This window comes from Pseudomonas sp. FW305-20 (assembly GCF_058788075.1).
On sequence record NZ_JBYTAJ010000012.1, the window covers coordinates 150,806 to 161,371 of the forward strand.

General features: G+C 58.3%; 7 protein-coding genes. 5 read left to right on the forward strand and 2 right to left on the reverse strand.

The window, feature by feature from the left end; genetic code table 11:
• Positions 1 to 85: 85 nt before the first annotated feature.
• Positions 86 to 2,062 carry a methyl-accepting chemotaxis protein gene (locus AC3WP4_RS13280; protein WP_102614564.1) on the reverse strand — a complete coding sequence of 659 codons (1,977 nt, stop codon included), beginning with the start codon at positions 2,060 to 2,062 and terminating at the stop codon, positions 86 to 88.
• A 376-nt stretch (positions 2,063 to 2,438) separates the two neighbouring features.
• On the opposite strand from AC3WP4_RS13280, the gene AC3WP4_RS13285 reads away from it, so the two are divergent.
• From AC3WP4_RS13285 to AC3WP4_RS13300, 4 genes are all read left to right on the forward strand, one after another.
• Positions 2,439 to 2,987: an Hsp20/alpha crystallin family protein gene (locus AC3WP4_RS13285; RefSeq protein WP_074871917.1), complete on the forward strand. Its 549-nt coding sequence runs from the start codon at positions 2,439 to 2,441 to the stop codon at positions 2,985 to 2,987.
• Positions 2,988 to 3,229: 242 nt separating this feature from the next.
• Positions 3,230 to 5,056, forward strand: coding sequence for an ATP-dependent zinc metalloprotease FtsH (gene ftsH, locus AC3WP4_RS13290; protein WP_102614563.1), 1,827 nt, complete (start codon positions 3,230 to 3,232; stop codon positions 5,054 to 5,056).
• A 228-nt stretch (positions 5,057 to 5,284) separates the two neighbouring features.
• A complete protein-coding gene (locus AC3WP4_RS13295) occupies positions 5,285 to 7,090 on the forward strand; it encodes a DAHL domain-containing protein (RefSeq protein ID WP_102614562.1) in 1,806 nt (601 codons plus the stop codon).
• 258 nt (positions 7,091 to 7,348) lie between these two features.
• Entirely contained in the window at positions 7,349 to 7,909 is a 561-nt protein-coding gene (locus tag AC3WP4_RS13300) for a lipid-binding SYLF domain-containing protein (protein WP_074871923.1), read from the forward strand.
• Positions 7,910 to 7,991: 82 nt separating this feature from the next.
• Here the strand turns inward: AC3WP4_RS13300 and AC3WP4_RS13305 are convergent, their stop codons facing one another.
• A complete protein-coding gene (locus tag AC3WP4_RS13305; protein WP_008150208.1) occupies positions 7,992 to 8,912 on the reverse strand; it encodes a LysR substrate-binding domain-containing protein in 921 nt (306 codons plus the stop codon).
• 158 nt (positions 8,913 to 9,070) lie between these two features.
• On the opposite strand from AC3WP4_RS13305, the gene AC3WP4_RS13310 reads away from it, so the two are divergent.
• Positions 9,071 to 10,468 carry a NorM family multidrug efflux MATE transporter gene (locus AC3WP4_RS13310; protein ID WP_102614561.1) on the forward strand — a complete coding sequence of 466 codons (1,398 nt, stop codon included), beginning with the start codon at positions 9,071 to 9,073 and terminating at the stop codon, positions 10,466 to 10,468.
• Positions 10,469 to 10,566 lie beyond the last annotated feature (98 nt).

Below are 10,566 nucleotides of genomic sequence, written 5' to 3' on the forward strand. Positions count from 1 at the left end.
TGATCCAGGGTGTTCACAAATTCTGTGTTCACCTTCGATCCAATGTGGGAGTGAGCCTGCTCGCGATGGCGATTTCAGAGGCGACTCAACGAAACCGGTCAACCTCATGACGCAAGTCCGCCGCGAGCTTCTCCAGCTCTTTGGCCGTCACAGCCAGGTTCGACACGACTTCTCGCTGCTCACTGTTCGCCAAGGCGATGCTTTGCAGATTGCTGCTGAGCAGGGTCGCGGTGCTGCTTTGTTCCTGGGTCGCGGTGGTGATGGCGGCGAATTGCTGCCCGGCCGAACGGCTTTGCTCGTCAATCCGCGCCAGCGCCGACGCGACGTTGGCGTTGCGCGACAGGCCTTCCTGCATCAGCAAGTTACCCTGCTCCATGGTGCTGATGGCGTTCCCGGTTTCCAGCTGAATGCTCTGGATCATCCCGGAAATCTCGTCCGTCGCCTGGCGGGTGCGCGACGCCAGATTACGAACTTCATCAGCCACGACGGCAAAACCACGCCCCTGTTCGCCGGCGCGCGCGGCTTCGATGGCGGCGTTGAGCGCCAGCAAGTTGGTTTGCTCGGCGATCGAGGTGATCACCCCGACAATGCCGCCGATTTCCTGGGAGCGCTGGCCCAAGGTATTGATCACCGTCGCCGTGCTGTTCAGCGCGCCAGCGATTTGCTCCAGGGACGAGGACGCTTCGTCCATCGACGTACGACCGATCTGGGTTTGTTGTGCGTTTTCTTGAGCCAGACGCTGAGTGCTGCCCATGTTGTCGGCAATGTTCAAAGACGTGGCGCTGAACTCTTCCACCGCGCCGGCCATGCTGGTGATTTCGCCCGACTGCTGCTCCATCCCTTCATAGGCGCCACCGGAGAGACCGGACAAGGCCTGGGCACGGCTGTTGACCTCTTGCGAGGCCTTGCGGATGTGCTCGACCATGGTCGACAGCGCCTGGCTCATCTGGTTGAACGCACGGGCCAACTGGCCGATTTCGTCGTTGCTCGATACGTTCAGCCGCACGCTCAAATCACCGGCGCCCAAGGCTTCGGCCTGTCGCACCAGATCACCCAAGGGGGCGAGCTTGCTGCGTAGCAACCAGACTGCCGAGCCCACAGCGATCAACATCGCCGCCAGACTGCCAATCGCCAATTGAATGCCGACACTCCACGTCACGGCACGGATTTCGGTTTTCGGCATGCTCGCCACGACCGACCATGGACCGTCTTCAAACGGTACGGCAATGCTGTAGAAATCTTCGGCCTTGTCGCTCCAGAACTCGCCCTTGCCCGGAGTCTTCACCAGGCTGTTGATCGCGGGGACAGCCCGCTCCAGTGCTTGCACGCCGGCGATCGGCACCAGCCATTTGTTCTGCTCATCGAGCAACGCCAGAGAGCCGGTCTGGCCGATGCGGAAGCGCTTGAGGTTGGCGAACTGCGCGTTCTGCGCGTCGGTGTAGTCGAATCCTACGTACAACACGGCAATGACCTTACCGCTGGTGTCCCGTACGGGGGTGTACTGCGACATGTAGAAGCGTTCGAAAAGCAACGACCGACCGACGAAGCTCTGCCCCGCCATCAAACGGGTGTATGCCGGGTTCGCGTGATCGAGCACGGTGCCGATAGCCCGGTTGCCGTCCTGTTTGCTGACATTGGTGCTGACCCGAATGAAGTCGTCGCCGCTACGCACGAACACCGTGGCCACACCCGCCGTCATTTGCTTGAACTCGTCGACTTCCTTGAAGTTGTTGTTCAACACTTCGGCGCCCAGATGCAGACCCGGCGTCTGGATGCCCGCCACGGTTACCGGCTCGTCCGGATGCACGCTCAGGCCCGCGTTGAAGCGTTTCTCGAACAGGCCGGCCAGACGCTGGGTGCTTTCACGCAATGTGCCGTGAAAGGTGCTCAATTGATCGGCCAGCAACCGGGCTTCACTGGCCAGGTGCTCTTCGCGGGTGGCGAGGTTGGCGGTGTCCAGCGAACGCAGGGCGAACACGGTACTGCCGCTGATGACGATCGCCAGTATCACGGCAAGCGCAAGACCAAGCTGTGAGGCGATCCGGGCACGAGGTTGAGACATGACAGCTCCTGGCCGAGCGACCGGATCTTCCTTGATCTGGCTGCACACTCAGCAAAATTCTAATAATGGGAATTGCGTCGAACCTGCACGAAGGTTCCACCTGCATTTTCGGCGGGCAATCGGATTACTTGAGTATTGGTACTCGCACAACCTTCTTACCGACGGGTTTTCTTCGAATAGTTACAAACAGAATTCTCACCAGTCATCGGTGCGCGCAAGCTCTCGAAATAGACGGCTCACCGTCAGAAACCGACTGTTGGTCGGTCTGGCGGTCGCAGGAATACTAATCTTTCAGGGCAAGGCCTGAATTTGTCGTGGTGGACCGGCCTCCGAGTTGTTCCCGGCCCACCGCAGTACTCGATAGGAGGAATGAAAAATGGCCAATTTCGAGAAGAAAATGCCGGTACAGACCGACGATGAAAAAACCAGTCAGCAACCGACGGCTACATCAGACCCTTGGCGTCCTCTGGAAAAACTGCGCCAGCAGGTCGATCACCTGTTCGAAGACTTCAATCGTGGCTCGGGGCTGACGCCTTTTCGGCGAGGGCTGTTCGATGTCGAACCGTTCTGGAGTCGGGAATTTATCGGCCGCAGCCTGCCTGCGGTGGACATTACCGAGAAAGATGAAAGCTTCGAAATCACCGCTGAATTGCCAGGCATGGACCAGGAAAATATCGACATCAAATTGTCCAACGGCAATTTGATCATCAAGGGTGAAAAGAAGGAGGACAAGGAAGAAAAAAGAAAGGGCTATCACCTGTCAGAGCGTCACTATGGCGCCTTCGAGCGAGCATTCAGCCTGCCAAAAGGTGTCGACGGCGACAAGATCGAAGCCACATTCAGCAATGGCGTACTGAGTATTTCGCTGCCGAAAAAGCCGGAAGCGATGAAAGCGGACAAAAAGGTGCAAATCAAATCCGGTTGAATTCGAGACAACCCTTCACGCCAGAAAAGCCCCTTGTCGGGAAGCCGGCACGGGGCTTTTTTGATGGGGTCTAAAAATAACCGGGCGGGCGCGGTTTAATGCCAGTCAGTTGATGTGCATAAACCTGTGGGAGCGAGCCTGCTCGCTCCCACAGGTTCAAGTGTTAAACCAGCATCAGGCGTGCGTGGCTCGTTTTTGACGACCCTGCGTTCTCATGCTGATGCTGATGCTGAGCCAAGGCCATGAAAAAGAATGAGCAGTGGAATCTGTCCTACTTCGCGATCGCTTTTATCGTGCTGAGCCTCATGCAGATTTTCTTTGGCGAGCGCCAGGCGGTGCAGCCCCTCCCGTACAGCCAGTTTCTGCAATTGTTGAACGAGCAAAAAGTCAGTGATTTGCAGGTCAACAAGGATCAGATCAGCGGCAAGTTGCAAGAGCCCATCAACGGACGCGATCGGTTCTCCACCGTGCGGGTCGATCCGGCGCTGGCGACAGAACTCTCTCAATCAGGCGCCAGTTTTACCGGAATCATCGAAAACACCTTTATGAGCAGCCTGTTGGGCTGGCTGTTGCCCTTTGTCCTGATCATGGTGTTCTGGAATTTTCTGTTTCGCGGGATGGTGGACAAACAAGGTCTTGGCGGTTTGATGAATGTCGGTAAATCCCGGGCCAAGGTGTTTGTCGAACGCGACACTGGCGTGACCTTCGCCGATGTCGCAGGCATCGACGAAGCCAAGGCCGAGCTGGTGGAAATCGTCTCGTTTCTCAAGGACACGGCCCGATACGAACGCCTGGGCGCACACATTCCCAAGGGAACCTTGCTGGTCGGCCCGCCCGGCACCGGCAAGACGCTGGTGGCCAAAGCCATCGCCGGTGAAGCCGGTGTGCCATTTTTCTCGATCTCCGGCTCCGAGTTCGTCGAGATGTTCGTCGGGGTCGGTGCCGCCCGGGTCCGCGACCTTTTCGAACAGGCACGGCAGGCAGCACCCTGCATCATCTTCATCGATGAACTCGATGCGCTGGGCAAGATGCGCGGCGTCGGTACGCTGGGCGGCAATGACGAAAAAGAACAGACCCTCAACCAGTTACTGGCCGAGCTGGATGGCTTCGATCCCCGCGAGGGCGTGGTGTTGCTGGCCGCGACCAACCGTCCGGAGGTCCTTGATCCGGCGTTGTTGCGGGCCGGGCGCTTCGATCGGCAGATTCTGATCGACCGCCCCGACCGCAAAGGCCGGGAAGCAATCCTCAAGGTTCATCTCAAGAAAGTCATCGTGGAGCCAGGGCTCGATGGCGCACGTATCGCCGAGATCACCACCGGTTTCACCGGCGCCGACCTGGCCAATCTGGTTAACGAAGCGGCCATCGTCGCCACCCGACGTGGCGCCGAAGCGGTCAGCCTGAACGATTTCACCGCAGCGGTAGAACGCCTCATCGCGGGGCTCGAACGCAAGAGCAGCCTGCTCGATGCCGACGAGCGCCGAGTGGTGGCCTATCACGAAATGGGGCATGCCCTGGCCGCCAGCACGCTGCCGGCGATGGACCCGGTGCATAAAGTGTCGATTGTGCCCCGCGCCATCGGCTCGCTCGGCTATACCCTGCAGCGACCGACCGAGGATCACTTCCTGATCAGTTGCCAGACCCTCAAGGACCGGATTGTCGTACTGATGGCCGGGCGCGCCGCCGAAGATCTGGTCTATGGCCAGATCTCCACCGGAGCCGCCGATGATCTGGTCCGCGCGACCGATATCGCCCGCCAATTGATCACCCGGTTCGGCATGAGCACTGAACTCGGACAATCGGTGCTGGAACGGCAAAACGCAACGTACCTGGGAGACCGCATGGCCACGGTGGGCGAGAAGGATTATTCGGAGCAGACCGCCCGGGAAATCGACCTGGGTATCCGCGCCCTGCTCGATGAAGCCTACCAACGGGCCAAGGCATTGCTGGAGAGTCGCCGGGCCGACCTGGATGAGGGGGCCCGCCTGTTGCTGGAAAAGGAAACCCTCACGCCGGAGGAATTCCCGCCTCTGCTGCCGTTAAAGCCAGCCCCGGCATTACCGCGACCATGACGCGCCGATCAATCGTGGGCGGCGCAACAAGCGCGACGAGCCTGATTGACACGATAGCGGTGCAGATAGCGATAGTGCATTCGGTGTATTTATCAACGATGTCCGCCAACAACGCTAGGCTTACAAACATTGTGGTGACTATCGCCATTTTGCAGGGAGCGCAAAAATGGAAATCATTAACCGTCGGCAATCCCTCTCTTTCAAGAAGGCCCAGGGAGAACTGCCGCAATGAAGCTTTCCAATCATTACAAATGGACTGCCCTGGGCGCCATTACGCTGACCCTTTTCAGCGTACTGATATTTTTGCTGATCAAATCCTATACCTACGACACATCGACCTACTTCGAGTCGCGCGACTTCGTTCGCCAACTCAAGCAGTTCGATGCCAACTGGAACGTGAAGATCCTGAGAGCAAAGATCGGCATGAACAACAATCTGCTTCTGGTAGCGCATCCTGAAGCAGAGCAACGATGGCAGAAGCTCGACGACCTCAACGCTGCCGGACCGCTTTCGACCCTTTGGCAATCCCGACGCCAGGGTTATCTGAATGCGGTGGAAAACAAAACCCGATTGGTCGAGCAATTCAAACAGCACAACACGGTATTGCGCACTTCACTGGATGCCCTGCCTGAACAGGAAGATGACATTCAGGCATTACTGGACGACAACGCTCAGGATGTAACCGCCGCCTCAACCGTATTCGATCTCACACTGGCAACCCTCGAGTACGCCCTCTATGTATCCCGTGACAAAGCCGACGAAATCGCCCATCAACTGAACGAACTCAACGAATTCATCGACCAGCTGCCACTTGATCGGCGCCAGCCTTTTACTGCTTTTGTCGAGCATGTAAACGCCATCGTTCGAGAGCAGCCTATCGTCAATGATCTGCTTGACCGCATCAGTGTGATTCCGGTCGCACAGCAACTGGACAGCATCAACGAATTATTGAACGAGACACAACGGCGCACCGGCGCGACAGACCGCCAATATCACCTTTATCTCGGAATATGCGCCGGCATCATGGCGTTGCTGCTGTTGTATCTGGCCGGCCGCCTGATTCGCAGTTATGCCCTGATCAACAAAATGAACAATGAATTGCAAACGGCAAACGAGCGATTGGAGCAACGCGTCGAGGAACGCACCCGCGAGTTGATCGAAGCCGAGCGCGAATTGGTCGATGCCGCGCGAATGGCCGGCATGGCTGAGATCGCCACCAATGTGTTGCACAACGTCGGCAATGTGCTGAACAGCGTTAACGTATCGGCAGATTTAATCACCCGCAAAATAGCGGTCAGCAAAACCCTGGGCCTGGGTAAAGCGGTAAACATGATGAACGAGCATGCCGACGACCTGGGGCAATTCATGACCTTCGATGAAAAAGGCAAACTGCTGCGCGGTTACTTCAATCAACTGGTCGACTCCATCGCGACCGAACAATCGAGCATCGTTGACGAACTATCACAACTCACCAAAAGCATCGATCACATCAAGGACATTGTTTCCACCCAACAGGCCTATGCCGGCGCCGCCAGGCTGGTCGAGCCGTTGAACGTCGTCGATCTGTTCGAGGACGCGCTACGCATGAATTCCGGTGCGTTGAGTCGCCATCATGTCGTTGTCACCAAGGACTACCAGGACACGCCGACGATCATCGGCGACAAACACCGACTGCTGTTGATCCTGATCAACCTGATCAGCAATGCCAAATATGCAATGTCCAAGATCAGCGATCGTCAGCGCCAGATGATACTGGGCGTCAAGATTGTCGATAACGCAACACTGCGCCTCAGCGTGGAAGACCAGGGCGAAGGGATCGCTGCCGAGAACATCACCCGCATCTTTAATCACGGCTTCACCACACGTAAGGAAGGCCATGGTTTTGGCCTGCACAGTTGTGCGCTGGCGGCGGTAGAAATGAACGGGCATCTTCGCGTGCATAGCGATGGGCCAGGCCACGGAGCGGTTTTCACCCTGGAGATTCCGCTGGAGACGGCGCATGCGTCGCAGACTGTTGATGTGCCAGTCAGTTAAGCGCAGTCCGTGTGGGCTTGCTCGCGAAGAGGGTCCAATCCGAAATCTGATTCCATCGTCGTGGGTGACAACGAACCCGGCTGATACCCAGAGGTCAAAGCAGGTGATGACGTCGCCAATGTTCAAAGGCCTCATTCAAGGGCGAAGTCAGTAGCTCACATACTTTAGGGTGCGCCGGATAGTTTCAGCAGGCTCGGATCGTTCCGAGGGGCAAGTGCTGACTGCTGACATCCAATGCTCCCGTATCGGAGTACTAACATGACTCAGTCAATGCGCTTCTTCCTATCGATCTTCCTCGCGACAGCATCATTGGCATCAGCGAGCCTCCTCAACACTGCAGGTGCGGCAACCGCCGAGGACCTGAATGCCGATTCCAAGCAAGCGTTGCAAACGCTTTACAAGGCCTCACCCGTTGCCAAAAACATTTCGCAGAATGCCAAAGCGATTCTTGTCTTCCCGAAAATCATCAAGGCCGGCCTTGTGTTTGGTGGCAGCTATGGTGAAGGCGTGCTGATGAAAGGCTCGCAAGTAGAGAACTATTACAACTCCGTAACCGGGTCCTGGGGACTGCAGGCAGGCGCCCAGTCGTATGGCTATGCGGTTTTCCTGATGACCGACAAAGCCGTGGACTATCTGCGTCAAACCAAGGGTTGGGAAGTCGGCGTAGGGCCCACCGTTGTATTGGTTGATGAAGGAGTGGCGAAGAATCTGTCCAGCACGACAGTGAAGGACGATGCCTACGCGTTCATTTTCGACCAGCAGGGGTTAATGGCCGGGATCAGCATCGAGGGCACCAAGATTTCCCTGATCAAGCGCTGAAAAAGGTCGTCTGGCGCATGGACGCGCCAGTACCAAAAGTGCGGGCATAGAGCTCGAGGCCGTCATTGCAGCGGCCATCTATTCAGCCCAAATGTTGAACGTCGGGCAATTCCATTGCTCGGGCTTCGCCTTGCAGGAAGTCGCTGAGCCTACGTAAACGTTCACCTCCGGGACGGGTTTTCGGCCAGACCAGGTAATATTTCTCACCGCTGGCGACGGCCGTCGGCCACGGCAGGCTCAGACGTCCCTGAGCCACATCTTCCGCCACCATCAGCAGATCGCCCATGGACACGCCATACCCTCGGGCAGCGGCGATCATGCCCAGTTCCAGCGTGTCGAACACCTGTCCGCCCTTGAGCGATACCTGATCCGCCAGCCCCATGCGTTCCAGCCAACTGCGCCAGTCGCGGCGATCCGGAGTCGGGTGCAGCAGTTCGGCATTGGCCAGCCGTGCGACATCCCACGGTTGATCCTGCAGAAGATTCGGCGCACCGACTGGAATCAGCTCTTCCGGGAACAGGAAACTCGTCTCCCAGTCCGGTGGGAAATTTCCGTTACTGAGGATGACGGCGCAGTCGAACGGCTCATGGTTGAAGTCCACCGAATCGACGTCCATCCACGCGCTGGTCAATTGCACTTCGTTGCCCGGTTGCAAGTGCCGAAAGCGGCTGAGCCGTGCCAGCAGCCAGCGCATGGTCAGGGTCGACGGCGCTTTCATGCGCAGGATGTCATCTTCGGCGCGCAAGGTATTGCAGGCCCGCTCCAGGGCGGTGAAGCCTTCGCGAATGCCGGGCAGGATCAGCCGCGCCGACTCGGTCAATTGCAGATTGCGCCCACTGCGGTGAAACAATCGACAGGCGAAATGCTCTTCGAGCGTACGAATGTGTCGGCTAACCGCGCTTTGGGTGATCGACAGTTCTTCGGCCGCACGGGTAAACGAACTGTGCCGCGCCGCCGCTTCGAATGCGCGCAGGGCATACAAGGGAGGAAGACGACGGGACATTCGGAAAGCTCCTATAGCGGGATTCGATCACCCTAGCAGAAACTCTCCAGCATGAGTTTGAATCATGCCACCCATCCTTTTTATCCCTTTGTGCAAACCCCGTAGAGCGCCGAGAATCGACGCTTTCTGTCCCTCTTCAATTATCGAGCGTGATGACCATGCAGCATCCAGCACGTACCGAACTCTGGGCCATCCTGCGGCTGGCGGGGCCGTTGATTGCCTCGCAGTTGGCGCACATGCTGATGGTCCTCACCGACACCTTGATGATGGCGCGCCTGAGTCCCGAAGCGCTGGCCGGTGGCGGTTTGGGCGCCGCCACTTACTCGTTCGTGTCGATCTTCTGCATTGGCGTGATCGCCGCGGTCGGCACTCTGGTGGCGATCCGTCAGGGTGCCGGCGACATCGTCGGCGCCGCCAGGCTGACCCAGGCCGGGTTATGGCTGGCGTGGTTGATGGCGTTGGTGGCCGGGCTGCTGCTGTGGAACCTCAAACCGGTGTTGCTGCTGTTCGGCCAGACCGAAACCAACGTCCACGCGGCCGGGCAGTTCCTGTTGATCCTGCCGTTCGCCCTGCCCGGCTACCTGAGCTTCATGGCCTTGCGCGGCTTCACCAGCGCCATCGGCCGGGCAACACCGGTGATGGTCATCAGCCTCGGCGGCACCGTGGCCAACTTCCTGCTCAATTACGCATTGATTACCGGCATGTTCGGCCTGCCGAAACTGGGGCTGATGGGCATCGGGCTGGTCACCGCTATCGTCGCCAACTGCATGGCGCTGGCGCTGGCCTGGCACATCCATCGGCATCCGGCTTACGACGCTTATCCCTTGCGTCAGGGCTTGTCGCGGCCTAACCGTCAGTATCTGAAGGAACTGTGGCGCCTGGGCTTGCCGATTGGCGGCACCTACGCAGTGGAAGTCGGACTGTTTGCGTTCGCCGCGCTGTGCATGGGCACCATGGGCAGTACGCAAATGGGCGCACACCAGATCGCCCTGCAAATCGTCTCGGTGGCATTCATGGTTCCGGCGGGGATTTCCTATGCGATCACCATGCGCATCGGACAGCACTACGGCGCCGGGCAGTTGTTAAGCGCGCGGCTGGCCGGGCGGGTCGGCATTGCTTTTGGCGCGGCGGCGATGATTGCCTTCGCCATGGTCTTCTGGTTGCTGCCGAATCAGTTGATCGGTTTGTTCCTGGACCACAACGACCCGGCGTTCCGTGACGTCATCAACCTGGCCGTGAGCCTGTTGGCGGTCGCCGCGTGGTTCGAGCTGTTCGACGGCACGCAAACCATCGCCATGGGCTGCATTCGCGGGCTCAAGGATGCGAAGACCACGTTCCTGGTGGGTTTGGGCTGTTATTGGCTGATTGGCGCGCCGGCTGCCTGGTGGATGGCCTTCCATTTGAATTGGGGACCGACAGGCGTCTGGTGGGGATTGGCGCTGGGATTGGCGTGCGCGGCGGTGAGCCTGACGTGGGCGTTTGAGTGGAAGATGAAGCGGATGATCAGGCAGGAACCTGCGCTGCGGAATAGTTTCCCGGTCGCCCAGCCTGACTGAGAACCCCTGTGGAAACCGAGATCCCCTGTAGGAGTGAGCCTGCTCGCGATAGCGGTGTATCAGTTAACAACGATGTTGACTGATACACCGCTATCGCG

Bases quoted from the DNA above. Each gene is read 5' to 3' on its own strand.
- AC3WP4_RS13280 (WP_102614564.1), bottom strand. From the start codon at position 2,062: ATGTCTCAACCTCGTGCCCGGATCGCCTCACAGCTTGGTCTTGCGCTT.
- AC3WP4_RS13285 (WP_074871917.1), top strand. From the start codon at position 2,439: ATGGCCAATTTCGAGAAGAAAATGCCGGTACAGACCGACGATGAAAAA.
- ftsH (WP_102614563.1), top strand. From the start codon at position 3,230: ATGAAAAAGAATGAGCAGTGGAATCTGTCCTACTTCGCGATCGCTTTT.
- AC3WP4_RS13295 (WP_102614562.1), top strand. From the start codon at position 5,285: ATGAAGCTTTCCAATCATTACAAATGGACTGCCCTGGGCGCCATTACG.
- AC3WP4_RS13300 (WP_074871923.1), top strand. From the start codon at position 7,349: ATGACTCAGTCAATGCGCTTCTTCCTATCGATCTTCCTCGCGACAGCA.
- AC3WP4_RS13305 (WP_008150208.1), bottom strand. From the start codon at position 8,912: ATGTCCCGTCGTCTTCCTCCCTTGTATGCCCTGCGCGCATTCGAAGCG.
- AC3WP4_RS13310 (WP_102614561.1), top strand. From the start codon at position 9,071: ATGCAGCATCCAGCACGTACCGAACTCTGGGCCATCCTGCGGCTGGCG.